This is a genomic window from Candidatus Methylomirabilota bacterium, from assembly GCA_036005065.1.
Taxonomy (GTDB): Bacteria; Methylomirabilota; Methylomirabilia; order Rokubacteriales; family DASRDR01; genus DASYQW01.
The window spans coordinates 1-23,194 of sequence record DASYQW010000210.1; the positions used below are offsets into that span (position 1 = coordinate 1).

At 70.9% G+C, this 23,194-nt stretch carries 20 protein-coding genes and 2 tRNA genes; 9 read left to right on the forward strand and 13 right to left on the reverse strand.

Features of this window, described 5'->3' with window-relative positions; translation table 11 throughout:
• A partial coding sequence (locus tag VGW35_15480) for a DUF3105 domain-containing protein (protein HEV8309063.1) occupies positions 1 to 277 on the forward strand: 277 nt, incomplete at its 5' end.
• Positions 278 to 465: 188 nt separating this feature from the next.
• Here VGW35_15480 and VGW35_15485 read toward each other — a convergent pair.
• Positions 466 to 2,631 carry a PAS domain S-box protein gene (locus VGW35_15485; GenBank protein HEV8309064.1) on the reverse strand — a complete coding sequence of 722 codons (2,166 nt, stop codon included), beginning with the start codon at positions 2,629 to 2,631 and terminating at the stop codon, positions 466 to 468.
• Between the two features lie 147 nt (positions 2,632 to 2,778).
• On the opposite strand from VGW35_15485, the gene VGW35_15490 reads away from it, so the two are divergent.
• From VGW35_15490 to VGW35_15510, 5 genes are read left to right on the forward strand one after another with little or no spacing between them, the layout of a single operon-like run.
• Complete coding sequence (locus VGW35_15490) at positions 2,779 to 4,425, forward strand: hydantoinase B/oxoprolinase family protein (GenBank protein ID HEV8309065.1); 1,647 nt, start codon at positions 2,779 to 2,781, stop codon at positions 4,423 to 4,425.
• The gene (locus VGW35_15495; protein HEV8309066.1) at positions 4,422 to 6,542 is read left to right on the forward strand and encodes a hydantoinase/oxoprolinase family protein; all 2,121 of its coding nucleotides are present in this window, start codon (positions 4,422 to 4,424) and stop codon (positions 6,540 to 6,542) included. Before VGW35_15490 ends, VGW35_15495 begins: the two co-directional genes overlap by 4 nt.
• Complete coding sequence (locus VGW35_15500) at positions 6,539 to 7,840, forward strand: extracellular solute-binding protein (GenBank protein ID HEV8309067.1); 1,302 nt, start codon at positions 6,539 to 6,541, stop codon at positions 7,838 to 7,840. The genes VGW35_15495 and VGW35_15500 overlap by 4 nt, the downstream gene beginning before the upstream one ends.
• Positions 7,841 to 8,734 (forward strand): sugar ABC transporter permease, encoded by an 894-nt coding sequence (locus VGW35_15505; GenBank protein ID HEV8309068.1) that lies wholly within the window; start codon positions 7,841 to 7,843, stop codon positions 8,732 to 8,734. It begins immediately after the preceding gene.
• Between the two features lies 1 nt (position 8,735).
• Complete coding sequence (locus VGW35_15510; protein ID HEV8309069.1) at positions 8,736 to 9,569, forward strand: carbohydrate ABC transporter permease; 834 nt, start codon at positions 8,736 to 8,738, stop codon at positions 9,567 to 9,569.
• 40 nt (positions 9,570 to 9,609) lie between these two features.
• On the opposite strand, the gene VGW35_15515 is transcribed toward VGW35_15510, so the two are convergent.
• The 7 genes from VGW35_15515 to VGW35_15545 form a co-directional block, all read right to left on the reverse strand.
• A complete protein-coding gene (locus tag VGW35_15515) occupies positions 9,610 to 10,581 on the reverse strand; it encodes an NADPH:quinone oxidoreductase family protein (protein ID HEV8309070.1) in 972 nt (323 codons plus the stop codon).
• On the reverse strand, positions 10,578 to 10,856 hold the full coding sequence (locus VGW35_15520) for a hypothetical protein (GenBank protein ID HEV8309071.1): 279 nt from the start codon (positions 10,854 to 10,856) through the stop codon (positions 10,578 to 10,580). The genes VGW35_15515 and VGW35_15520 overlap by 4 nt, the downstream gene beginning before the upstream one ends.
• 138 nt (positions 10,857 to 10,994) lie before the next feature.
• Entirely contained in the window at positions 10,995 to 11,300 is a 306-nt protein-coding gene (locus tag VGW35_15525; GenBank protein HEV8309072.1) for a Rieske 2Fe-2S domain-containing protein, read from the reverse strand.
• 12 nt (positions 11,301 to 11,312) lie between these two features.
• The gene (locus VGW35_15530) at positions 11,313 to 12,485 is read right to left on the reverse strand and encodes an acyl-CoA dehydrogenase family protein (protein ID HEV8309073.1); all 1,173 of its coding nucleotides are present in this window, start codon (positions 12,483 to 12,485) and stop codon (positions 11,313 to 11,315) included.
• Positions 12,485 to 13,870, reverse strand: coding sequence for an ABC transporter substrate-binding protein (locus tag VGW35_15535; GenBank protein ID HEV8309074.1), 1,386 nt, complete (start codon positions 13,868 to 13,870; stop codon positions 12,485 to 12,487). The genes VGW35_15530 and VGW35_15535 overlap by 1 nt, the downstream gene beginning before the upstream one ends.
• A 248-nt stretch (positions 13,871 to 14,118) precedes the next feature.
• A complete protein-coding gene (locus tag VGW35_15540) occupies positions 14,119 to 15,597 on the reverse strand; it encodes an ammonium transporter (protein HEV8309075.1) in 1,479 nt (492 codons plus the stop codon).
• A 28-nt stretch (positions 15,598 to 15,625) separates the two neighbouring features.
• Positions 15,626 to 15,964 carry a P-II family nitrogen regulator gene (locus VGW35_15545; protein HEV8309076.1) on the reverse strand — a complete coding sequence of 113 codons (339 nt, stop codon included), beginning with the start codon at positions 15,962 to 15,964 and terminating at the stop codon, positions 15,626 to 15,628.
• A gap of 554 nt (positions 15,965 to 16,518) precedes the next feature.
• Here VGW35_15545 and VGW35_15550 point away from each other — a divergent pair.
• A complete protein-coding gene (locus tag VGW35_15550; protein ID HEV8309077.1) occupies positions 16,519 to 17,787 on the forward strand; it encodes a hypothetical protein in 1,269 nt (422 codons plus the stop codon).
• A 754-nt stretch (positions 17,788 to 18,541) separates the two neighbouring features.
• Here VGW35_15550 and VGW35_15555 read toward each other — a convergent pair.
• From VGW35_15555 to VGW35_15575, 5 genes are read right to left on the reverse strand one after another with little or no spacing between them, the layout of a single operon-like run.
• Complete coding sequence (locus VGW35_15555) at positions 18,542 to 19,330, reverse strand: aldolase/citrate lyase family protein (protein ID HEV8309078.1); 789 nt, start codon at positions 19,328 to 19,330, stop codon at positions 18,542 to 18,544.
• Positions 19,331 to 19,361: 31 nt separating this feature from the next.
• Complete coding sequence (locus VGW35_15560) at positions 19,362 to 20,087, reverse strand: ubiquinone/menaquinone biosynthesis methyltransferase (protein HEV8309079.1); 726 nt, start codon at positions 20,085 to 20,087, stop codon at positions 19,362 to 19,364.
• Positions 20,078 to 20,944: a UbiA-like polyprenyltransferase gene (locus VGW35_15565; protein HEV8309080.1), complete on the reverse strand. Its 867-nt coding sequence runs from the start codon at positions 20,942 to 20,944 to the stop codon at positions 20,078 to 20,080. The genes VGW35_15560 and VGW35_15565 overlap by 10 nt, the downstream gene beginning before the upstream one ends.
• A 5-nt stretch (positions 20,945 to 20,949) precedes the next feature.
• A complete protein-coding gene (locus VGW35_15570) occupies positions 20,950 to 22,410 on the reverse strand; it encodes a menaquinone biosynthesis decarboxylase (protein HEV8309081.1) in 1,461 nt (486 codons plus the stop codon).
• Between the two features lie 8 nt (positions 22,411 to 22,418).
• Complete coding sequence (locus tag VGW35_15575; protein HEV8309082.1) at positions 22,419 to 22,910, reverse strand: permease; 492 nt, start codon at positions 22,908 to 22,910, stop codon at positions 22,419 to 22,421.
• Between the two features lie 99 nt (positions 22,911 to 23,009).
• Between VGW35_15575 and VGW35_15580 the strand changes: the two genes are divergently transcribed.
• Both VGW35_15580 and VGW35_15585 read left to right on the forward strand, forming a co-directional pair.
• A tRNA-Gln gene (locus tag VGW35_15580) sits at positions 23,010 to 23,083 on the forward strand.
• Positions 23,084 to 23,113: 30 nt separating this feature from the next.
• Positions 23,114 to 23,191: transfer RNA gene (locus tag VGW35_15585), tRNA-Glu, on the forward strand.
• Positions 23,192 to 23,194: the final 3 nt, after the last annotated feature.

The following is a 23,194-nucleotide window of genomic DNA, read 5'->3' on the forward strand; positions in this document are numbered from 1 at the left end:
CTTCGTCCACAACCTCGAGCACGGCGGCATCGTGATCCTCTACAAGTGCGCGACCCCGTGTCCGGACGTGGTCCGCCAGCTCCAGGAGACCTTCCAGACCCTTCCGCCGAGCAAGTACGGGCACGTCAAGGTGGTCGTCAGTCCGAACGGGCGGATCAAGACCCGCTTCGCGCTGCTGGCCTGGACGCGGCTCGACGAGTTCGATCGCTTCGACCGCGACCGCATCGTCGGCTTCGTCCGCGCCTGGCAGGACAAGGGCCCTGAAGACGTCCCCTAGGTCATTTCGGGGGGGTCTCGGAAGACCCCCCGATGCCCCCCCTCGGTTGCGGCGGCACAGCCGCCGCTCGGAGCGCTGCCCGACGCGGCCCGCATTCGGGGCGAGCTGCCGGGTTACTCCGACAGCCCCGTAGCCCCGGATGATTCCCGAGGTCGTGCGGGCCCCGGCGCCATCCGCGCCCGCGACCCTCAGGGGCTCTCGCGGGGCGCGGGCAGCGTGAAGGTGAAGGTAGAGCCCTTCCCGAGCCGGCTGGTCAGCCAGATCTGGCCCCCGTGCAGCTCGACGAGCTTTTTGACGAGCGTCAGGCCGAGCCCCGTTCCCTCGCTCCGGCGAGCCGCATCGGCGCCCACCTGCCGGAACTCTTCGAAGACCGCCTCCTGATCCTCGGGGGCGATGCCGATGCCGGTATCGCTCACCGCGAACTCGACCGCACCGTCCAGCGTTCGCGCCCCCAGCGTGACCCGCCCTCCCTCGGGCGTGAACTTCACCGCGTTCGAGAGAAGGTTCAGGAGGATCTGCTTGAGCTTCCGTTCGTCGGCGACCAGCTCTCCGAGTCGCTCGTCGGCCGCGAGGTCCAGGGTGATGCCATGGCGGGCCGCCCGGTCACGCACCAGGACGAGACTGTCGCGGAGCAGCCCGCAAAGATCGAACCGGGTCGGCTCGAGTTCCATGCGGCCGGCCTCGACCTTCGTCAGATCGAGGATGTCGTTGATGAGAGAGAGGAGGTGGTGGCCCGACGAGAGCACGTCGGCGACATACTCGGCTTGCTTGTCGTTCAGCTCGCCGAACATGCGCTCCAGGAGGACCTCGGAGAAGCCGATGATGGCGTTCAACGGGCTGCGAAGCTCGTGCGACATGTGGGCGAGGAACTCGGACTTGTGCCGGTTGGCGATCTCGAGCTGACGGCTGTTGTCCGCGATCTGCGCGTAGAGGCGTGACTCTTCCAGCGCCGTGGCGAACTGCTGGCACAGGAGGATGAACGATTCGACGCTGGCCGGGGAGATCGCGTGCCGGGTGTGCTTGTTGTCGGCGCACACCGCTCCGACGGCGCGGTCGCCCACCACCAGCGGCACGATGACGAATCGGCTGCTGCGGAGGAACGGGTGGCTCCGGTACGCCGCGTCGATCGGGGTGATCGCCCGCAATGCCTCGTCGGTGAGGACGGTGACCGGCCGGAGTGTCTGGAGCGCGTCGTAGAAGGGGCCGGCCGCCGGCGACAGGGGCAGGCGCGGTGGCGGCGCCGTGCCTTCCTCGCCGTATGACGCGACCATCTCGAGCGCGGCGCCATCCTGCGACGCCAGGAGGACGTAGACGCGGTCGAAGCCGACGATCCCGTGGGCGCCTTCGATGAATGCCCGGAGCCGGTCGGCGGGCTCGCGCGAGCCCTGCATGGCGATGGCCAGGCGATAGAGACGATCGAGCACCGCCCGCGCCTCTTCCGCCTCCCGAAAGAGCGCCCGGTGCAGCTCTTCGCTCCGGCGCAGCCCCGCCTCCATCAGCTTGCGCTCGGTGATGTCCCGGAAGATGACCTGGACGCCAACCGGCGTCCCCGCTCGGTCGCGAATGATGCTGATGCGAGCCTCGATCGGGATCACCGCGCCATCCCGGCGGACCACCTCGATTTCCGCGATCGACGGCAGCTTTTCCCCGGCCGCCGCCCGGCGGGTGCGCTCCTCCCACTCGGCGTGGGTCTCCGGCGTCACGAAGCGCGCGTAGTGCCGGCCGACCAGCTCCTCGCGCGAGTATCCGAGCGCGGTCTCGAGCGCCCGGTTGACGGTCAGGGTCGTGCCGTCGAGGGACAGCGTCGCGATGGGATCGTTCGCGTTTTCGAAAAGGTTCCGGTAGCGCTCCTCGCTCTCCCGGAGGGCCGTCTCTGCCTGCTTGCGCACGCTGATGTCGCGAAAGACTCCCTGGTGTTCGATGGGGCGCCCCTGCTTGTCGTGGATGAAGCGAGCCCACCCCTCGAGCGGCACGATCGTGCCGTCTCTGCGGATCGCCTCGAGCTCGAAGAGCTTGGGAAGCCGCTCGCCGGCGAGGCTCCGACGGATACGCTCCTCGGCCAGGGCCACGGAGGCCGGGGTGAGGATCTTGGCGACGCTCTGGCCGATCAGTTCCTCCCGGGACCAGCCGGAGATCGATTCAGCGGCGCGGTTCAGGTCGGAGACGGTGCCGTCGAGCGTGCAGACGAGGATCACGTCGACCGCGTGCTCGAAGAGGGCCCGGTAGCGGCTCTCGCGCCGACCGAGCGCATCCTCCGCCCGCTTGTAGGCGGCGATCCGGCGCTCGAGCGCCCGTACCCGTCGGCGCAAGGTCTCGAGCTCGGCCGTGAGGAGCGCTCTCGTCTTCGAGGGCATCCCGCCGCATTCTAGGTCCGGACGACTGGTCAAACAAGCGGTCGCCTTGACGGTCCGTCGAGGCGCGTGCTATCGTCCCCGGCGCCGAGCGGCCGAACCCGAGTGTCGTGTTTCCCGAGCCGGATCGGGGGCCGAGCCGAGGATCTGATGGCCCGAGACGCCATGGAGCTCGCCATTCTCTGGGGCCGCCTCGTCGCGATCGCCGACGAGGCGGCCGTCACCATGGTGCGCACGGCCTTCTCCACGACCCTCCGCGAGGCCAACGACTACGTGTGCATGCTGCTCGATGCCGGCGGCCTGGCCATCGCGGAGAACTCGACGGCGGCGCCCTCGTTCGTCGGCACCTTGCCGCTGACGCTGCGGCACGTCCTGACCAAGTACCCGGCTCCCACCTGGCGGCCGGGCGACGTCGTGATCACCAACGATCCCTGGCTGGCCTCCGGTCACCTCCCGGACCTGACCGCGCTGTCCCCGATCTTCCACCGCGACCGCCTCGTGGCATTCGCCGCCTGCATGGCCCACCATGCGGACGTGGGAGGGCTCCTGTGGTCGGCCGACACGGCCGAGATCTACGAGGAGGGCCTGCGGATCCCGATCTGCCGGCTGTACCGGGAGGGGATCCCGAACGAGGCGCTGCTCGAGCTGCTCCAGGCCAACGTGCGGGTCCCGGGGCAGGTGATGGGGGACCTCTCGGCCCAGCTCTCGGCGATGGAGACCCTCTCTCGAGGTCTCGTCGAGCTCGTGGAGGACGCCCAGCTCGAGGACCTCGGCGCGGTGGCGGCCGGCATGCAGAGCCGGGCCGAAGAGGCCATGCGCGAGGCGATCGCCGCCATCCCCGATGGACGGTATCCGTCCTCGGTCGAGATGGACGGGTTCGACGAGCCGCTGACGATCCGTCTGGCGATCGAGGTGGCCGGCTCCGACATGCGCCTGGACTACGCCGGCACCTCCCCCCAGGTGAGTCGGGCGATCAACGTGCCGCTGAACAACACCTTCTCCCACAGCGCCTACGCGCTGAAGGGCGTCCTCGATCCCCAGACGCCGCGCAACGACGGCAGCTACCGCCCCATCGGCGTGACGGCTCCCGAGGGCTGCCTCCTGAACGCCCGGTTTCCCGCCGCCGTCAACGCCCGTCACCTGACCTTCCTGTTCCTGAGCGCGGCCATCTTCCAGGCGCTGGCGGTGGTCATCCCGCGGCGGATCATCGCCGAGTGCGGGTCGCCGCAGATGCAGCTCGCCTACTACGGGCTCGATCGCGAGGGCGAGCCGTTCATCTATCTGCCCTTCGACGCGCCCGGGATGGGGGCCCGCCCCACCAAGGATGGCCTGGCGGCGACCCCCTACGCCCACAACACGGGCGGCGCGTCGATCGAGGTCGTCGAGAACACGACCCCGCTCCTGGTCTGGCGAAAGGCGCTGGTTCCCGATTCGGGAGGACCGGGACGCTTCCGGGGCGGATGTGGGCAGGAGCTGCTGGTGGAGAGTCTCGCCCCCGGTCCGGTGATGGTGTCGGCGATCGGCGATCGCGTTCATCATCCGGCGCGCGGCGTCCTCGGGGGCCTGCCGGGCCGGCCCGCAGCGCTCTTGCGAGACGGCACCACGGCGATGAACACCAAGGGGCGGTCGCTGCTCGCCCCCGGGGAGCGCATCCTGGTCCGCACCGCGGGGGGCGGCGGCTACGGCTCGCCGGCGGAGCGTGAGGCCTGGCGATTGGCGGCCGACCTCCGCAGCGGCCTGGTGACGCATGATGCCGCGCGCCGGGACTACGGCCGGGAGCCGGGAGCGACGGGGTGACGGCCGCCGAGTCGCGACAGCGGACGCCGCCGGGCGCGCTGGTCGGGGTCGACGTGGGGGGCACGTTCACCGATGTGGCGTACGTGGACCGCGAGGGCTGGCGATTCGGCAAGGTCCTCACCACGCCCGAGGACCCGACCGCCGGCATCCTCGACGCCCTGGCCGGGGTGACGGCCGGGGGCGGCGTCGCCGCCCTGGCCGCCATCATGCACGGGACCACGCTCGTCGCCAACGCCATCATCGAGCGCAAGGGCGGGCGGGTCGGCCTCGTGACGACCGCCGGCTTCCGCGACATCCTGACCATCGGCCGGGAGCCGCGCTACGACATCTTCGACCTGTTCCTCGACAAGCCGACGCCGCTGGTGCCCCGCGAGCTGTGCCTGGAGGTCGGCGAGCGCCTCGGGTACGACGGCGCCGTCCTGCGGCCGCTCGATCCCGGCGAGGTCCGCGGGGTGGCGCGGCAGCTCGCCGCGGCCGGCGTGGACGCCGTCGCCGTCTGTCTGCTGCACGCCTTCCGCAACCCGGCGCACGAAGAGGCGGTCGCCGCCATCCTGGCCGAGGAGCTGCCCGGCTGCGACGTGTCGCTGTCGTCCCGGATCTGCCCGGAGCTCGGCGAGTACGTCCGGACGTCGACGACGGTGGCCAACGCGTACGTCCGCCCGCGGGTCCGCCGGTACCTCGGCCAGCTCACCCGAGAGCTCGAGGGCCGCGGGTTCCGCGGCGGCCTCTACCTGATGCAATCCAACGGGGCGATCGTGACCCCGGAGGTCGCCCTCGAGGCCCCGATCCAGCTGATCGAGTCGGGACCCGCGGCCGGCGCCATCGCGGCCGCCCGGCAGGGCGTGGCCGGCGGATTTCCAAATCTGGTCGCGTTCGACATGGGCGGCACCACCGCCAAGATCAGCCTGGTGGACGGTGGCGCTCCCGCGCGGTCCGCCGAGTTCGAGGCGGCCCGGCTGCATCGCTTCAAGCGGGGGAGCGGTCTGCCGCTGAAGGTGCCGGTCATCGAGATGATCGAGGTCGGCGCCGGCGGCGGGAGCCTGGCCACCGTCGACGCCATCTCACTCTTGCGGGTGGGCCCGGAAAGCGCGGGGGCGGCGCCGGGGCCGGCCTGCTACGACCGGGGTGGAGAGCGGCCCACGGTGACCGATGCCGACCTGGTCCTCGGCTACCTCAATCCGGAGAACTTCCTCGGGGGCGCCATGCGTCTCGTGCCCGCCCTCGCCGAGACCGCCCTCCGCGCCCACATCGCGGACCGACTCAAGACCGATGTGGTGGCGGCCGCCCGCGGGGTCTTCGAGCTGGTCAATAGCCACATGGCGACGGCCATGCGCATTCACGCCGTCGAGCGCAACCGCAACGTCCGCGGCTACACGCTCTTCGCCTTCGGCGGGGCGGGCCCCGTGCACGCGTACCACGTGGCGCGGAGCCTCGGCATCCGCGACGTGGTGGTTCCGCCCGGCGCGGGCGTCGCCTCGGCGATCGGCCTGCTGGCTGCTCCGCTGGCGGTGGAGATCCCCCGGAGCCACGTGGTGCGCCTGGACCGGCTCACCGCGGCGCCGGTGGCGACGATCTTCCGGGCGCTGGAGGAGGCCGCGACGCGGGCCCTCCTCCGGATGGGCGCGGTCCCGGAGGCGATCCGGCTCGAGCGGAGCGTCGAGATGCGGTACGTGGGTCAGGGGTACCAGGTCACCGTGCCGGTGACTGCCGCCGGCGGCGACACGGGTCTCGATGCCGAGAGCCTGCGCGCGGCCTTCGAGGGGACGTACCGCGCGGCCTACGGCCTCGTCCTGGAAGGCCGACGGATCGAGGCCCTGACCTGGCGGGTGGCGGGCCGCGCGCCGCGGCCCGGCGGATCGCCGGAGGCGCTCGGCCTGGCGGCCCGGCTCGGGCGAGATGGGCGGCGGCCGTCCCGCGCGGTGTTCTTTCCGGAGGCCGGCGACTTCGTGCCCTGCGCGATCTACGACCGATATGCGCTGGAGCCTGGCTTCGAGGCTCGGGGGCCCGCGGTCATCGAGGAGCGCGAGGCGACGACCGTGGTCGGACCCGGGGGCTCGGTCGCAGTCGATGGACGGCTCAACCTGAGGATCACCGTGGAGAAGGGGAGGGTTCCATGAAGGACGCACACGCTTCCGCTCTGAGGCGCCGCGACCTCTTGACCCGGGCGGCCCAGCTCGGCGTCGGCCTGGCGGTGACGGGCGGGCTTCCGTCAGGGATCGAGCGGGCGCGGGCCCAGTCGGGATCCCTCCGCTTCTACATGATCCCCCAGCACCGGTTCGAGACCTATCAGAAGCTCTTCGCCGACTTCGGGAAAGAGAAGAACGTCCGCCTTCAGCCCGAGGTCCTCGAGCTCGACGACATGCGCGCCAAGCTCCTGGCCACGGCCGCCGCCGGCGGCGCCCCCGACATGAGCTGGGAGAACAACTGGTCCCAGGAGTTCGCGATGCGGGGGCTGGTGCACCCCCTCACGGCGTTCCTCGAGCGTGACGGCCGGGAGCTGGGCTATCCGGACGACTGGCTCCCCCGGGCAGTCGAGCGGCACACCTACAAGGGCACGGTGTACGGGCTCCAGAACTTCTACACGAACATGTGCCTCTTCTACAACAAGAAGCTCCTGGCCCAGGCGGGGATCAAGGAGCCGCCCAGGACCTGGGACGAGTTCCTGGAGGCGGCCCTCAAGACGACGAAGCGCCAGGGCGACCGGACCGAGGTGTGGGGCTTCGCCTCGGTGTACCGGTTCTTCAACGGGTTCCTGAACTGGTACTACCAGGCCGGCGCCGAGTGGTACAACCCCCGGACGAACCGGGTCGTCACCGATTCAGCCGAGTCGCTGGCGGCCTTCCAGTTCTTCCACGATCTCATCTGGAAGCACAGGGTCGCCGCTCCGCTGGTGGTCGAGCCGGGGATCGCTCAGCCCCGCAAGCTCTTCACCTCCGAGCGGGCGGCGATGATTCTCTCGGGCCCCTGGGATCTCAAGCCGGTCCAGCAGGAGGGTCCCCAGCTCGAGTGGGGCGTCGCGCTGCCGCTTTCCGGCAAGCGGCGGGCGACCATCCAGGCCGGAACCGGGCTCTTCATCCTGAAGAACTCGCCCAACAAGGAGCTCGGGTGGGAGCTGATCAAGCGCCTGCTCCGCACCGAGACCATGGTGGCCGTCACCCGCGAGACCAACTTCGTCTTCCCGCGCAAGTCCTGGGCCGCCTCGCCCGACGTCCAGGGGAGTCCGGTCATCAAGGTGTTCGCCGAGGCGGCCCCGTCGGCCGTGGACTGGAACGCCGGCATCCGGCTCAGCGGCAAGCCCGAGCTCTACACCACGATGATGCAGGCCCTGGTGGACGAGGTCGCCTTCGACAAGAAGCCGGTGAAGGAGGCCGTGCAGGAGTACACGGAGAAGGCCAACAAGCTCCTCGGCGGTTAGGTGAGGCCCCCTCCGAAGAGACTCGGGCGCCAGGAGGTCTGGGCGGCGGCGGGCTTCCTGGCGGTCCCGCTCGCCTACTTCGCGCTCTTCCACCTGCTCCCGGTCGCCATCAACCTGTGGGTGAGCCTCCATGCCGGACTCCCGCTCATCGCGCCCGGGCAGCCATTCGTGGGGCTCGGGAACTTCCGCCGGCTCGTCGATGATTCGGTCTTCCTGGCCTCCCTGCGGACCAGCGGCCTCTTCGCCGCCGGCGCCACCGGCGGCAGCGTGGTGCTGGGCCTCTCGCTGGCCCTGGCGCTGAACCGCAACCTCCGGTTGCGGAGCCTCCTCCGCGCCATCATCGTCTTCCCGTACATGACGTCCATGGCCATCATCACGCTGATCTTTCTGGTGATCTTCAACCCGGAGATCGGCGTGCTGAACTTCCTCCTGTACCGCCTCGGGCTGCCGGCGGTGCCGTGGCTCACCAGCCCGACCATGGCGCTGGTCAGCCTGATCATCGTCAGCGTCTGGTGGGAGACCGGCTTCAACATGGTGATCTTCCTGGCCGGGTTGACCGCCATCCCCGACGAGTACTTCGAGGCGGCCCGGATCGACGGGGCCGGCGCGCTCGCCCAGTTCCGCCACGTCCTCCTTCCTCTCCTGGCCCCCACCACCTTCTTCGTCGTCGTCTTCTCGCTGATCCACTCCTTCCAAGCCTTCACCCAGCCGTTCGTGCTCACCCAGGGCGGCCCCGCCTACGCCACCAACCTCGTCGTCTATCACATCTACCAGGTCGCCTTCACGCACCTGGACCTGGGGTACGCCTCCGCGATGGCGCTGGTCGTGTTCGCGATCGTCCTCGGCGCCACCGGCGCGCTGTTCCGCGTCTGGCGGGGGGCGGGGGAGTCCTGACGTGCGGGATCGGCTGCCGTCCCCCGGCGCGGTGGCCGCCGCCGTGCTGCTGGGCGCGGCCCTGGTCGTCACCCTGTTTCCGTTCGTCTACATGGTCTCGCTGTCGCTGTCCAGCGACGTCGAGGTCCAGCGGTTTCCCCCGCCCCTGATCCCGGCTCAGGCGCGGTGGTCGAATTTCGCCCGCGTGTGGCAGGCGGTGCCGCTTCCGCGGTACCTGCTGAACAGCCTCGTCGTCGCCACGGCCATCGCCTGCTCCACCACGCTGCTCGGCTCCATGGCCGGATACGCCTTCGCCAAGCTCCGGTTCCCCTTCCGCGACTCCCTCTTCTGGGTCGTGGTCGGCGTGTCGATGATGATTCCCTTCTTCGTCCGGATGATTCCCCTCTACATCATGGAATCCAAGCTGGGCTGGCTCAACACCTACCACGGGTACATCGTGCCGTGGCTCATGAACGGGTACAGCGTGTTTCTGAGCCGGCAGGCCATCAAGCCCATCCCGGGAGACTTCATCGACGCCGCCCGGATCGACGGGGCCTCGGAGACCCTGATCTACCGCCGGGTGATCCTGCCCCTGGCCAGGCCGGCGCTGGTCACGGTGTTCCTCTTCACGTTCGTGTTTCAGTGGAACGAGGTCTTCTGGCCGCTGATCGTGACCGACAGCATCGACATGCGCACGCTCCCGCTCGGCCTCCTGCTCTTCCGGAAGGAATACGATTTCGAGTGGAACCTGATCGCCGCCGGCGCCTTCATCCTCTTCCTGCCGATCCTGGCCCTGTTCCTCTGCTCGCAGCGGTTCTTCCTCAAGGGGATGATGCACTCCGGGCTGAAGGGGTAGGGGCCAGGCGCCCGGCCGGGCGGCCGAGCGGGCCGGCGGGTCAGGGAATCAGGAGGAGCTTCCCGGTCGTTCGCCGCGCCGCCATGTAGGCGTGCGCCTCGGCCACCTCGGCCATGGGGAACAGGCGGTCGACGACCGGCGTGAGGCGGCCGGCGACGGCGAGCTGGATGATCTCGCCGAAGGCCTCGCGGTGCATGTCCGGGCGCCAGGGCCGCCGCCCGAGGTGGAGTCCGAGCACCGAGAGGTTCCGGGTCAGGATCTCGTCGCCGGCGACGGCGCCCGCCACCCCCGAGGCGCGGCCGTAGATCAGCAGCCGGCCCCCGGGAGTAAGCGCCTTCACGCTCTGGGCCAGGACCTCGCCGCCGACGCACTCCAGCACGACGTCGACGCCGCGCTTGTCGGTCCGGGCGAGGACCTCCGCCACGAAGTTTTCCCGGGCGTAGTTGATCGTCTCGTCCGCCCCCAGCGCGCGGACCGCCGCCAGCTTCTCGTCGGTGGACGCCGTCGCGAAGACCCGGGCGCCCCACAGCTTGGCGAGCTGGACGGCGAAAGTCCCCACGCCGCTGGCGGCGGCGTGGATCAAGACGGACTCGCCCGGGCGCAGGCCGGCGCCCGTCTTGAGGAGGTGGTACGCGGTGAGCGAGGCGAGCGGAAGGGCCCCGGCCGCCTCGAAGGAGAGGGTCGGCGGGATCGGATGGACCAGCGCTTCGGGAGCGACGACGTACTCGGCCTGGCAGCGCTGGCCGAGCATCGTGAGCACGCGGTCGCCCGGCTTCGCCCCCGTCACGGCATCCCCCACGCGCTCCACCGTCCCCGCCGCCTCGACGCCTTCGGCGTGCGGAAGCGGGAGATCGGGGTTGTAGACGCCGGCGCGGCGCATGACGTCCGAGAAGTTGACGCCGGCTGCCGCGACGCGGATCAGCACGTCGCCCGGCCCGACGTCGGGCTCACGGACCTCCTCGTAGCTGAGCACGTCCGGACCGCCGAAGCGGTGGAAGCGGACGGCCTTCATGCGGGCCCGCCTCCAGCCGGCGCCGTGGGTCCCTCGGCCTCCGGCGTGAACCAGGCGTCGAGGGCTTCGTCGTGGTAGAGGGTCAGCTCCTCGGCCGTCGCCAGGCGCACGCGGAACCAGCGGCGGCGGCCGGCGGCGGGATCCACGGCGGACTCGAGCCAGGCCCAGAGCACGTCGGTGACGGCGATCGCCTCGGTGCCACGCCAGACGCCGCGCGGGCGCTCTTCGGCCCGCGAGCCGGCGTAGGCCAGCACCTTGATCGATCTGTCCATCATCGTCACCGCGTGTTGGCGCCGGGCCGAGACCCGAGCAGCCCTAGGACGCAGGGCTGAGCCGGCCCGAGGCGTATGCCGCATACGTTGAGGGCCGGCGAAGCCCGAGGACGACGGGACGCGACGGTTATCGGCACGGCGCTACAGCTCGACGAGGACGCTGTTGCCCTCCACCTTCACCGGATAGCTGGCTACCTTGATGGACGCGTTCATGACGTTGGCACCGGTCGTGACGTCGTAGCGCCAGCCGTGCCAGGGACAGGTCACGATCGTGCCCTCGAGCTCGCCTTCGCCGAGGGGCCCGCCCCGGTGGAGGCAGGTATTGTCGATCGCGTAGAACGTGCCGTCGCAGTTGAAGAGGGCGATCGCCTTCCCCTGGGCCTCGATGATCTTCCCCTCGCCCGAGGCCAGCTCGGTGACGTCTGCAACCTTGGTGAATTCAGCCATGATCGGGTCTCCTCAGTCACGGGCGATCGAGGCTGGCCCCGCGCTCTCCCGAAGGAGCTCGCGGGCAATGATGAGCCGCTGGATCTCCGAGGTGCCCTCGTAGATCCGGGGCGCGCGCGCTTCGCGGTAGAGCCGCTCGATCGGCGATCCCCGGACGACACCCAGGCCGCCGTGGAGCTGGACGGCCTGATCGATCACGCGGTGCGCCATTTCCGTCGCGTAGAGCTTCGCCATCGACGATTCGAGAGTGACGCGGAGGGCGCCGGCGTCCTTGAGTCGGGCTGCCGAGTAGACCAGGAGCCGCGCCGCCCGCAGCTCGGTCGCCATGTCGGCGAGCTTGGCCTGGACGAGCTGGAACCGGGTCAGTGGCTGACCGAACTGCACCCGGGTGCGCGCGTAGGCCAGGGCCAGGTCGAGCGCGGCCCGGGCCAGCCCCACCGCCTGGGCGCCGACCGAGGCCCGGAACACGTCCAGCGTCCCCATCGCGATGCGCCAGCCCTCGTGCTCGGGCCCGAGGAGACTGGCGGCGGGAACGCGGCAGCCCTCGAAGCGGAGCTCGCCGATCACATGCGGCGCCAGCGTGTGCATCGGGGCCCCCGAGAGCCCCGGCGTCCCCTTCGGGACGAGGAACGCCGAGATGCCCCGGGTGCCCCGCTCCGCCGCCGTCTTGGCGAAGACGACGTAGAGGTCGGCGACCGGCGCGTTCGAGATGAAGCGCTTTTCGCCGGTGAGGCGCCAGCCGTCGCCGTCCCGCTCGGCCCGCGTGGCGAGTGCCGCCGCGTCCGACCCGGCCTCCGGCTCGGTGAGGGCGAAGGCGGGCACCTGCTCACCGCGGGCCAGCGGCGGCAGATAGGCCGCCTTCTGGGCCTCGGTCCCCGCCAGGAGGATGGGGTAGCTGCCGAGCCCCTGAATGGCGAACAGCTCCTCGGCGGGCGGACATGTCCGCGCGAGCGCCTCGCGGACGAGGCAGAGCGCCATCGCGCGGAATGGCCCCTCGAGGGAGCCGCCGAAGGCGGCAGGGATCAGGAGCGGAAATATCCCCTCCTTCCCCAGGGCGCGCGCCAGCTCCCAGTTCAGCTCGTCGCGCTCGCCCCAGGCGTCGGCGAGCGGCCGGAAGACCTCGGTGCCCGCGCGAGCCACGGAGGCCTCGAGCGCCTCCTCCTCGGGCGTCAGCTCGAGCTCCATCACCGTGTCCGCCGGCGGCGGCTCCGATTGCGCTCGATGGCACTCACGGGCGTCCGGGTGGTCCGGTCGGCCGTCCCCTGTTCGGGAGCATCGGAGGCGGGCGAGTAGCGGACGAACGTCACCTCTCCTCCCTCCACGGCGAAGAGGCCGAGCGGCCGGTCGACCGTCCCGTCCTCCCGGAGCCGGACGTATCCCCGGTAGACGGACGGGACGCTCCCCAGCGTCTCGAGGGTGTCCCGGAGCCGCGCGCCGCCCGGGATCCCTCGCCCCTGCTGCCGCGCCACCCGGATGCCCTCGGCCACGAAGGCCACCGCCTCGTACGCGTTGGCCGCATATCGCGAGGGCGCGGTCCCGAACTTCGCCGCGTACGCTTCGACGAAGCGCGTGCCGGCGTTCCCCTCGGGGACGAAGGCTTCGGTCACGAGGGTCGCGCCCTCGAGCGCGATGCCCGCGGCCAGGCGCGCCGCCCGGTCATCGTCGAGCACGAGCAGCGGGCCCACGTACCCCATCGCCCGTAAGCGCGCCGCCAGCTCGCCCAGCTCCGGCCCCTGGAAGCCGAGCACGACGGCCTCGGGGGCGACCCGCACGAGCTGGCGGAGCCGGGCCGCCACGTCGGGCGCGTCGAGCGAGAGGCTCTCGACGAAGGTGAGCGCCGCTCCCGCCTCTCGCCAGCGCGTCGAGAGCGTCGCCCGGACCGTCTTGCCGAACTCGTCGCCGGCGGCCAGCAGCGCGAGCCGGCGGAGCCCGTGCTCTCGGGCGTAGCGGACCAGCCCCTCGACCCGCTGCGCGATGGAGGGTCGGGTCTGGACGAGCACCCGGCTCGACGCGGGAGGCCGCGCCGTCGCCGGCCCCTGGTGGACGAGGAGAATGTTGCGGGCACTGGCCTGCGGTTGGACCGTGAGGGTCGGGGTCGTCGAGGCGGTGAAGACGACCGTGACCCGGGTCGCCGCCAGCCGGGTGAACGCGTCGGTCGCCTGCTTCACATTGAGCGGATCCACGTCCGCCACGTCGAGGGCGAGCGTCACCCCGGGCGAAGGCAGACCCTCCCGGTTGGCGCGTTGGGCCGCCATCGCCGCCTTCTGATCCTCGCCGGCCCGCGCGTTGATATCCTCGGCCGTCGGGATAGCCCGCCGCGGGCGGTTCAGCTGCTCGATCGCGAGCTCCATGCCCTGGCGCATGTCCTTTCCGTACGCGGCCGTGAGCCCGGACAGGGGCAGGAGCGCGCCGACGCGGACCGTGGGCGGGCTGGCCTCGGGCCGGGTGCTTCCCGTGCTCGGGCCGGTCCCCGAGCCACTCCCTTCCGACGGCGAGGCGCCCTGCGCGCGATCCTGGCCCGCGATCCCGAGAAGGACGAAGCTCATGACGGCGAGGGCGAAGGTCCGCATCCTTCCGGAATTGTACCGCACGCGGAGACAGGCGAGGCGCACGGAAACGCGACAGGCGCCAGCCCCGAGAGCTCCCTGTCGCGTCAACCGCGCACACCGGGGAGCCTAACCGCCGGGCTCGCGGCGGTCCGCTCCGAGCGGCGGCTTCGCCTCCGCAACTTTTCCCGGGCGAGGCCTCGGAGGGGGCCGTCGAGGCCCCCTCCGATTGAACTGGCGCCTGTCGATGACTCGCCGGGATCGGGCCGGCGTCAGCGTCCGGTCGGGCTCACCGGCCGCGGTGTCGCTTCGAGCATGGCCGCCTCCCGGCGGACCGCGGGCTCGCTCGAGACCGACATCCCGCCGTAACCCGACTCGAAGGCGTAGGCGGTCTCCGAGTGCTGCGAGACGTCGAGCCCGAGGAACTCGTCCTCCGCGGTCACCCGGAGCCCGACGAGGGCGTCGACGACCTTCAGGATCACGTAGGTTCCCAGGAACGCGAAGGCCCACGTGGCGGCCACCCCGAGAAGCTGGATCCCGAGCTGCTTCGGATTGCCGAAGAACAGCCCGTCGGCGCCGGCGTCGTTGATCATCTTGGTCGCGAACAACCCGGTGGCCAAGGCGCCCCAGGTGCCGCCGATCCCGTGCACCCCGACCACGTCGAGGCTGTCATCATACCCGAGGCGAGCCTTGAGGTTGCACGCGAGGAAGCAGAACACGCCCCCACCGATCCCGATCAGAATCGAGGAGACGGGGCCGACGAACCCGGAGGCCGGAGTGATCGCGACGAGCCCGGCCACGGCGCCCGAGGCGGCCCCCAGGACGGTCGGCTTCCCGCGCTGCAGCCACTCCGCCGCCATCCAGCCTAGCGCGGCTGCCGCCGCCGCGGTGTTGGTGGCCACGAACGCGCTGGTGGCCAGGCCGCCCGCCGCGAGCGCGCTGCCGGCGTTGAAGCCGAACCAGCCCACCCAGAGCATGGCCGCGCCCATCACGGTGAACGGGAGGTTGTGGGGCGGCATGGGCTCCCGGCCGTAGCCCTTCCGGTGTCCGATCAGGACGGCGGCGGCCAGCGCCGAGATCCCGGAGGAGATGTGCACGACGGTGCCCCCGGCGAAGTCGAGGGCGCCGAGCTCCCGAAGCCACCCGCCGGTGCCCCAGACCCAGTGGGCCAGCGGATCATAGATCAGCGTGGACCACAGGAGGATGAAGAGGAGGAACGCGCTGAAGCGCATCCGCTCCGCGAAGGCCCCCGTGATGAGCGCCGGGGTGATGATGGCGAACATGAGCTGGAACACCATGAAAGCCTGATGCGGGATGGTCGGCGCATAGTCGGGGTTCGGCGTCAGTCCGACCCCGTTGAGACCGATCCAGCGGAGACTGCCCACGAGGTGGCCGACGTCGGGGCCGAAGGCGAGGCTGTAGCCGAACAGGACCCACTGGACCGAGATGAGAGCCATCAGGATGAACGACTGCATCACCGTGGCCAGCACGTTCTTGCGGCGGACCATTCCACCGTAAAAGAAGGCCAGCCCGGGGGCGGTCATCATGAGAACCAGCGCCGAGGAGGTCAGCACCCAGGCGGTGTCGCCGGCGTCGATCTTCGGCGCCGCCGGGGCCGGGGCGGCGGGAGCAGCCGGCGCGGCGGGCGCCGCGGGCGTCGCCTGCTGCGCGATCGCGGCGCCGGCGACCAGCACGACCAACAAGACGGGAAGCACCAGCCGAAGGAGCGCCCAAGATCGTCGTGGGGTCACCCTCGACCCTCCTTTCATGCCCGAGCCATTAGAGAGCCGCCTCGTCGCGCTCGCCGGTCCGGATGCGGACCGCGGTCTCGACGGGCAGCACGAAGACCTTGCCGTCACCGATCGACCCGGTCCGGGCGGACGCGGTGATCGCGTCCACGACCTTTCCGACGAGCCCGTCGGGGACGACCAGCTCCACCTTGATCTTGGGGAGGAAGTCGATCGTGTACTCCGAGCCGCGGTAGAGCTCGGTGTGTCCCTTCTGGCGCCCGAACCCGCGCACCTCCGACACGGTCATCCCGATCACGCCCATGTCGGTCAAGGTGTCCTTGACCTCGTCGAGCTTGAAGGGCTTGATGATGGCCTCGATCTTCTTCATCGCTCCTCCTTCGGCAGGGGTTCGCAGTCGGCGGGGCTGCAACGACAGTGCCACGGGTCGCGCGGGGCTGGGGAGAGCCGGAACTCCGCGGCCCGCTTGATGGCGGGGGCCTCGGGGGGAGTCAGGACGGCCTCGGACCTGCCTCAACGATGGGCAGGTGCCCATGAAAGACGCAGACGGGACGGGGGAGAAGTGTTGCAGGGGCCGTCCCGGACCATTCCGGGAGGGCCCCTGCGCTCGGCGAGGCCGCGGGTCGGGACGCGGCCTCTACCGCTCGTGATCTCGGGTCAGTCAGCGCTCCTGGCCATCTCGTGTTCCTCGTCGAAGGAGAGAAGCACGAGATATGCCACCAGCCAAGTCCTGAAATGACGAGGGGTTACGAGTCACGGCCGGGCAGGAGGCGAGTGGTGGTGCCGAAGATTCGGCCAGCTCGGCCAGTTCGTCACCGGCGCGAGCCCCCCGGCTCGGCCACCGCGGCCCGACTCGTCGGCCGTGGCCGGGTCATGCGGATTGACAGCGGCGCGGGGCCGTGTCAACGTGCGGGGGGATCACCCATGGAGCGGGATCGGCTCGGCAATCCGCTGGCACCGGGGTTCCCCTATGCCCGCGGCCCGATCATCCGGAATACCGAGGATGACGTCCGGAAGCTTCGCCAGGCCTGGCGGTTGATCGAGGCCCGCGTCCGGAAGGACGGGGCCGAGGCCGTCTTCAACTTCACCGGCCTCGAGCGCGGCCTTCACGTGGACCCGAGCGAGTTCCCGTTCCTCGACGACGAGCTGGCCCCGGCGCTCTACGCGGAGCGGATCACGGCCCTCGCCCTCGAGCATCTCGGCGGGGAGCCCGGCCGCCACGACATCATGCTCTTCAACCGGCTCACGGCGGCTACGCTCGCGACCCACCTCGCCCTGGTGAAGCCCGGCGACACGGTGATCGGCGTGTCGGCGAGCTACAGCCATCCGACCGTGGTGCGGGCGGCGGCCCACGTCGGGGCCCGATTCGTCGACACGGTGGGGGCCGACGCCTTCGCAGCGGCCCTCGAGCGGGCCGAGCGCCCGGCCCTCGTCGTCCTCACGCGGCTCGCGGTGACCTACGAGGCGCTGCCCATCGGCGACCTGCGCCGGGTCGTCGCGCTCGCTCACGAGCGCGGCGCGCCGGTCTACGTGGACGACGCCGGCGGCGCGCGGGTCGGCCCGGCCGTGCTCGATCAGCCACGCATGCTGGAGCTGGGCGTGGACGTGGGCGCGACGGGACTCGACAAGTACGGCACGTCGGGGCCGCGGCTCGGGTTGCTGGCCGGCGAGACGGCGCGGGTGGCAGTGATCCGGGCCCGCGCGTTCGAGTTCGGGCTCGAGGCCCGGCCCATGCTCTATCCCGCCGTCCTGCGCTCGCTCGAGCAGTACAGCCCCGAGCGCGTCCGGCGGCTCGTCGAGTGCACGAAGGGTGTGGCAGCCGCGCTCCGGTCCCTCCTGGGCCGCCGGCTCCGCGAGACGCCGGTGACCGCGCAGCTCCACGGCGAGGACATCCTGGAGCTGGCGCTCGAGCGAGCCGGCCTGAGGACGTCGCCGCTCGTTCCCATCGAGGCGACGGCCGCCCTCGCCATGCTGCTCCTCCGGGACTACGGAGTCCTCACCGTGCACTTCGCCGGGATGCCACCGGGCATCTCCGCCATCCTCTTCAAGTTCGTGCCGCCGGACATCCTGGCTCGGTTCGGCGGGGCGACGGCGCTGGCCGCGGCGGTGGACGCCTCGCTCGGCCGCCTGGCCGATCTGGTCGGGTCGCCCGAGGCGATCCGCGCGCTCCTCTTCGGGGACCCCGCACCCTGACGGGTGAGCTCAGCCCCGCTGAGCCGTTCGGCGCCCCGATTTGCCGTGGGCCCGGCGGCGCCAGCGCTCGAGCGAGCGAACGCGCGGAAGCGAGGGATCCTCTCGTCCTCGGCGGCCAGGCCGGGCGGGCGGCAGAAGGACACGCTGGATGACCAGGCTGCCCCTCGAAGCCAGCAGGCAGACATAACCCACCGCCGTTCGTTCCGAGACGCCCAGCCGCTCCGCGAGTCCACGCGCCGATAGCGCCCCGGACTCGCGAAGACACGTCCGTACCTCTTCTTCGATTTCCTCGACCCAATCCGGGATCATCGCGGCCTCCGTCTCTGCGAAAGGCCACCGGCGCCACAGAGACGTGGCGCCGGTGACAGTGAGGCGCGACCTCGCCGTCGCGCCGGAGGCGAATCCAGGCAAGGTCCGTGCCGGAGGGATCGGCCGCGCCGCGCCCGGAGAATCGCCCGGCGACGCGGGCTTGGGAGGGGGCGCCACGCCCGGGCTCGTGGCCGTGTGCGACTTCCGACGGCAGCTGCCCAACAGGTGGGCACGCGGGGCAGCGGCGAATCTGGAGCCCGGACGCCGGCGTCCGGGCTCGGACACGCTGATGGGTCAGGCCGCGCCGCGCGGCTAGTGTCTGTCGGAGTAACCTGGCAGCTCGCTCCGAGCGCGCGCCGCGTCGCGCAGCGCTCCGCGCGGCGGCTATGCCGCCGCAACCGCCGGGGGGGCCTCGGGGGGTCTTCCGAGACCCCCCCGAAATGATCTAGTAGGCGGGGAGCTTTCCGCCCTTCCCCGACTTCTTGACGGCCGCCGCCTCCTCGCCGGCCTTGGCCGCCAGGAACCGGCTGTCGCTCGCCAGCGTCACGAACTGGTAGCCCTCGGCGATCATCCGCAGCGCGTAGGCCGAGGTGTTGTTGTGGATCCCAGCCGCCACGCCATGGCGCTTGCAGGCCTGCACGATCTTCTGCTGCGCCTCCACGACCGGCGGATCCGTCTGGTCCAGGCGCGGCTTGCAGCCCATCGCCAGGCTCAGGTCGGACGGGCCCACGTAGACCGCGTCGACGCCGGGGACGCTCAGGATCTCGTCCAGATTCGCGACCGCCTCGGCGGTCTCGATCATCGGCATGACCACGATCTCGTCGTTGGCGTGGTCTCCGTAGTCGGTGCCGGCATAGATCGAGGCCCGCACGGGCCCCCAGCTCCGGAAGCCGCGAGGCGGATACCGGCACGCCCGCACCAGGGCCTCGGCTTGCGCCCGCGTGTTGATCATGGGGCAGATCACCCCGTAGACGCCGGCGTCCAGGATCTTCATGAGGAGGGCGGGGTCGTTCCAGGGGACCCGCGCGAACGGGATCACGGGCGTGGTGGAGATCGCCTGGAGCATGGTCACCGCCGTCTGGTAATCCACCACGCCGTGCTGCATGTCGACGGTCAGGGAATCGAAGCCCTGGTGCGCCATCACTTCGGCCGAGAAGGCGCTCGGGATGGACAGCCAGCCGTTCACCACCACGTCCCCTCGAGCCCAGATCGACTTCACAGTGTTCTCGCGCACGGCGTCCTCCTTCGCGCTCGGTGGCTCGGACTCACGGGACCCGGCCGACGTGGATCGTGACCGTGCCGAGCCCGAGCCGCGTGATGCGGATGTCCCAGAGTCCCGCCTTCGTCATGAGTCGCGTCAATTCGGCCGGCGTCAGGAAGCGCTCGACCGACTGAGGCAGGTACGTGTAGGCCGCCCGATCGCGGCTCACCAGCGCTCCGAGCGCCGGGACGACGTGATGGAAATAGAGCCGGAAGACCTCGCGCCAGCCAGGCAGCGTGGGCTGCGTGATCTCGAGGGCGACGACCAGGCCGCCGGACACGGTCACCCGCCGCATCTCGACGAGGCCGGCCGCCAGATCGGCGAGGTTCCGCAGGAGGAACGCGGACGCCACGCAGCCGAAGGCGGCGTCGGGAAAGGGCAGGGCCAGCGCGTCCCCGGCCACCAGCCGCACGCGCGTCTCGTCGCGGGCGGCCAGCTTGCGCCGGGCGAGGCCGAGCATCCCCTCGACGAAATCCACGCCGACCACCGTCTCCACAGGCGTCTCCTCGAGGAAGGCGAGAGCCAGACCGGCCGTGCCCGTCGCCAGGTCGAGGACGAGGTCTCCCGCCGACGGGGCGGCCACCCGGGCGAGGACGCGGCGCCAGGCCTGGTCCCGTCCGGCGGTCATCAGCGTGTTCATCAGGTCGTAGCGCGGCGCGATGCGGGCGAACATCGCCCGCACGCGCGCGGCCTTGTCCGCCGGCGGCTTCTCGGCGGTCCCTAGAACCATAGTCCGGCGACCGCGGCCAGAAAGGTGATGACGCTGATGTAGCCGTTCACGTTGAAGAAGGCGACGTCGAGGCGCGAGAGGTCGTCGGCGGAGACGAGGGAGTGCTCGTAGACGAGCAGGCCGACCACGACGAGCCAGCCGATCCAGTAGGCGATGCCCAGCCCGAGCACTCCGCCGACCGCGGCCAGGGCCACCGCGGTGAGCGCGTGGCAGATGCGGGCCAGACGCAGCGCGACGGGGATACCGAACCGCGCGGGCACCGCGTGGAGGCGCTCGCGCCGGTCGAACTCCACGTCCTGGCAGGCGTAGAGGAGATCGAACCCGGCGATCCAGACGGTGACGGCGAGCCAGAGGAGCCAGGCCGGCAGCTCCATCGTCCCGCGCACGGCGATCCAGGCGCCCGCCGCCGCCGCCCCGTCGGTCGCGCCCAGGATCCAATGGGACGTCCAGGTGAAGAACTTCGTGTACGAGTAGCCGACCAGGAAGACCAGCGCCACCGGCGCCAGCACGAGGCAGAGCGGGTTGAGCTGCCAGGCGGCCACGAAGAAGACGGCCGCCGAGACGGCCGCCGCCATGCCGAGCGTGCGTGGCGTCAAGAGCCCGCGGGGGAGGTGGCGGCCGGCGGTCCGGGGGTTCCGGGCGTCGACGTGGCGGTCGATCAGGCGGTTCGCGGCCATCGCCGTGGTCCGCGCCGCGATCATCGCCACCGTGATCCAGAGGACGGCGTGCCAGCCCGGCCACCCGCGCGCGGCCAGCACCATGCCGAGATACGCGAAGGGCAGCGCGAAGACGGTGTGCTCGACCTTGATCGCTTCCAGGAAATACCGGAAGCGGCTTCCGTTCCCCTCGGATGGCATCGCCGTCATCCGAGCCCGTACTCGCGCCAGCGCTGGACGACGCGTTGCCGGACCTCCTCCGTCATCCGGATCTCCTCCGGCCAGGGCTGCTCGACCCGGTCCAGCGGCGGCCGCTTCTCGGTCGCGTCGATCCCGAGCTTTCCCCCGTACCGATGATGGAGCGCCGCGTGGTCGAGGTCGTCCATCGGGCCCTCGACGAGCACGAGGTCGCGCGACGGGTCGATGTTGTTGGTCACCCGCCAGGCCACCTCCGAAAGGTCGTGGACATCGACCCACTCGTCCACGACCACGATGGTCTTGGCGAGCATGAGGAGCCCGAGCCCCCAGAGCCCGTACATCACCTTGCGGGCCTGGCCGGGGTAGCGCTTCTTCACCGACACGATGACCAGGTTGTGGAAGACCCCCTCGGCCGGCATGTTCATGTCCACGATCTCGGGCAGCATCAGCCGGATCATCGGCAGGAACAGCCGCTCGGTCGCCTTGCCGAGCCAGTAGTCTTCCATCGGCGGGCGCCCCACGATGATCGTCGGGTAGATCGGGTCGCGCCGCCGCGTGACCGCCGTCAGGTGGAAGACCGGGTAGGGGTGCCCGAGCGAGTAGTAGCCCGTGTGGTCGCCGAACGGGCCCTCGGCGCGCGACTCGGCCGGGTCCACGTAGCCTTCCAGCACGATCTCGGCGTGCGCGGGGACCTCGAGATCGATGCTGGCGCAGCGGACCAGCTCCACGCCGTGGCCGCGGAGCCACCCGGCCAGCAGGAGCTCGTCGAGGCCGGGCGGGAGCGGCGCGGTGCCCGTATACATCGTCGCGGGGTCCGCTCCCAGGACGACGGCCACCGGGATCCGCTCACGCCCGACCCGGCGCGCCTGGCGCTCGTGCTCGGCGCCGCCCTTGTGAGTCTGCCAGTGCATGCCCAGGGTGCGCTCGTCGTAGACCTGGAGGCGGTAGGTCCCCACGTTCCGCAGCCCCGACACCGGGTCCCGGGTGATGACGAGCGGAAAGGTGATGTAGTACCCGGCGTCCTTGGGCCAGCACCAGAGCACCGGGATGTCGGCCAGCGACGGGTTCGCGGTCTCGACGATCTCCTGGCAGGGACCGCGCTTGACGAGCTTCGGTCCCGTCCGCGCCACCTCCAGGAGCTCGAGCCCCTTCCGGAGCTTCTCGAGGAGCGACCCCGGCATCTTGAGCTCGAGCAGCCGGGCGACCTTCTCCCCCAGCTCGTCCAGCCGCTCGACGCCGAGCGCCCACGCCGTGCGCTCGGCGGTGCCGAAGGCGTTGACGAGGAGCGGCATCGAGAACCCTTCGACCCGCTCGAACAGGAGCGCGTGGTTCCGGTCGGCCGGCCCCTTGACGATGCGATCGGCGATCTCGGTGATCTCGAGCTCGCGCCGGACGGGGACGGTGATCCGCCGGAGCTGGCCCCGCTTGTCGAGGAGCTCGAGGAACTCGCGGAGGTCCTGAAAGGCCACGCCGCGTCTCAGTCGCGATAGAGCAGGCGAACGAGGTAGCCGGCCACGATCGGGAGGAACAGAGTCGGCAGCACGCGCGCCAGGACGAAGCGGCTCCCCATGAAAGGCAGCTCCCACGCGATCACCCGCTGGAAGCCGAAGAGGGACCAGCTCGTCACGTACGTCACGAGGACGGAGAGCGGCGCCCCGGACTGGTAGAAGACGGCCACGATCGGGAAGCTCACCATCGGGCCCCCCGGGGTGAGGATTCCGGCCACGAAGGCGATGAAGATGCCGCGGTGCCCTGCCGTGCGGCCAAAGAAGCGCTCGATGAACTCGGCCGAGATGAGGACTTGCAGCATGCCGGTGAGCACCAGCGCCGCGATGAGCCGCGGCAGGATGGCCCAGAGCAGCCCCATGCTGGCCTTGAGCCCGATGAGCGGCGCCCCCGGGTCACGGAGGTAGGCGGCGATGGTGAGGGCGAGGGCCAGCGCGTAGATGATGAGGTCGGTCGCGTGCATGAATCGCGTGCCTCTCTGGGCGTGGAGGAGCCCGAGGCATTATACAGCGGGCACGCCGCCTTGACTGTCGCCCGGGCCGCCGCTAGAATGAGCCTGCGCTGGGAGATCGTCTAGCGGTAGGACGCGTGGCTCTGGACCACGTAGCGGGGGTTCGAATCCTCCTCTCCCAGCCATTTTTCTTCTCCGCCGGCGCCCCGCGCGACGGCTCCATCGTCTAGCCCGGTCTAGGACGCGGCCCTCTCAAGGCCGAAACACGGGTTCGAATCCCGTTGGAGCCACCATTC

What these genes read in the sequence shown, in the direction of transcription:
- VGW35_15535 (HEV8309074.1), bottom strand. Translation starts at nt 13,870, where the DNA reads ATGCGGACCTTCGCCCTCGCCGTCATGAGCTTCGTCCTTCTCGGGATC.
- VGW35_15525 (HEV8309072.1), bottom strand. Translation starts at nt 11,300, where the DNA reads ATGGCTGAATTCACCAAGGTTGCAGACGTCACCGAGCTGGCCTCGGGC.
- VGW35_15545 (HEV8309076.1), bottom strand. Translation starts at nt 15,964, where the DNA reads ATGAAGAAGATCGAGGCCATCATCAAGCCCTTCAAGCTCGACGAGGTC.
- VGW35_15485 (HEV8309064.1), bottom strand. Translation starts at nt 2,631, where the DNA reads ATGCCCTCGAAGACGAGAGCGCTCCTCACGGCCGAGCTCGAGACCTTG.
- VGW35_15490 (HEV8309065.1), top strand. Translation starts at nt 2,779, where the DNA reads ATGGCCCGAGACGCCATGGAGCTCGCCATTCTCTGGGGCCGCCTCGTC.
- VGW35_15565 (HEV8309080.1), bottom strand. Translation starts at nt 20,944, where the DNA reads ATGCCATCCGAGGGGAACGGAAGCCGCTTCCGGTATTTCCTGGAAGCG.
- VGW35_15515 (HEV8309070.1), bottom strand. Translation starts at nt 10,581, where the DNA reads ATGAAGGCCGTCCGCTTCCACCGCTTCGGCGGTCCGGACGTGCTCAGC.
- VGW35_15550 (HEV8309077.1), top strand. Translation starts at nt 16,519, where the DNA reads ATGGAGCGGGATCGGCTCGGCAATCCGCTGGCACCGGGGTTCCCCTAT.
- VGW35_15520 (HEV8309071.1), bottom strand. Translation starts at nt 10,856, where the DNA reads ATGATGGACAGATCGATCAAGGTGCTGGCCTACGCCGGCTCGCGGGCC.
- VGW35_15500 (HEV8309067.1), top strand. Translation starts at nt 6,539, where the DNA reads ATGAAGGACGCACACGCTTCCGCTCTGAGGCGCCGCGACCTCTTGACC.
- VGW35_15575 (HEV8309082.1), bottom strand. Translation starts at nt 22,910, where the DNA reads ATGCACGCGACCGACCTCATCATCTACGCGCTGGCCCTCGCCCTCACC.
- VGW35_15560 (HEV8309079.1), bottom strand. Translation starts at nt 20,087, where the DNA reads ATGGTTCTAGGGACCGCCGAGAAGCCGCCGGCGGACAAGGCCGCGCGC.
- VGW35_15530 (HEV8309073.1), bottom strand. Translation starts at nt 12,485, where the DNA reads ATGGAGCTCGAGCTGACGCCCGAGGAGGAGGCGCTCGAGGCCTCCGTG.